1 protein-coding gene is annotated in these 864 nt (G+C 60.5%); it reads left to right on the forward strand.

What is annotated here, in order from left to right; all coding sequences use genetic code 11:
* Positions 1-415: 415 nt before the first annotated feature.
* The coding region (locus ACGLHR_RS51905; RefSeq protein WP_400103935.1) for a LysR family transcriptional regulator at positions 416-864 on the forward strand (449 nt) is incomplete at its 3' end.

Consider the following 864-nt stretch of genomic DNA (forward strand, 5'->3'; position numbering starts at 1 on the left):
TCTGGTTAGCGGGGATTGCGGGCCGGCACGGGAAAGCGTGTCGCGGCGCGGGGCAAACACCCGCTGCCGGTGTCTCCTGTGTCGTGCCGGTCATGCCGCCAGCATCGTTTGTTCTCATTCCTGACTCCGTTCTGCGCGCCGGACCCGGTGGGCGAATCCGCCGGTTCATGCAACGTTGAACAGGAGCTTAGTGAGAATATGGTATTAGTTCTAATATTGTTTTTTGATTGTGTTCATCACTTCTGATGATGCAAGACAGGGCGGTCCTTAGTGGGCGCATGCGGCCTCACCGCATGCGAAAGATAAGGGTTTTCCCCAGATATCGGCCAGGTTTTCCGAGGCCTGCCGCAGCAAAAAAGCTGATACGCTCAGTCCCGTTACACAAATTCGTTGATACCGAATCGACCCACTTAGCATGGACCTCAGACAGATCCAGTACTTCATCGCGCTGTTCGAAGATGGCTCCGTCACACGCGCGGCCAAGCGGCTGAATATCGTGCAGCCGGCGCTGAGCATGCAGATCGCCAAGCTGGAGGAAGAGTTCGGGCAGAAGCTGTTCGATCGCATCCCGCACGGGATGGTGCCGACCGCCGCCGGCCGCATGATGTACCGGCTGTTCCTGCCGATCACGCGGGACCTCGCCAATGCGCGGCAGCAACTGATGCAACGCGAAGAGCAGGTGGCCGGCAGCATCTCCATCGGCATGGTGGCGTCGGAAACGGAAAGCGTGCTGGTGGGGTCGCTGGTGCGCTTCAACGCGCGCTACCCGAATGTGGAGGTATCGGTCGCGGACGGCTTCAGCGCCACGCTGATCGACCTGGTCTCCGCCGGCCAGCTCGACGCGGCCGTGGTGCATAAGCCCCG

This window comes from Cupriavidus sp. CuC1 (genome assembly GCF_044627735.1).
Classification (GTDB): Bacteria; Pseudomonadota; Gammaproteobacteria; order Burkholderiales; family Burkholderiaceae; genus Cupriavidus; species Cupriavidus ulmosensis.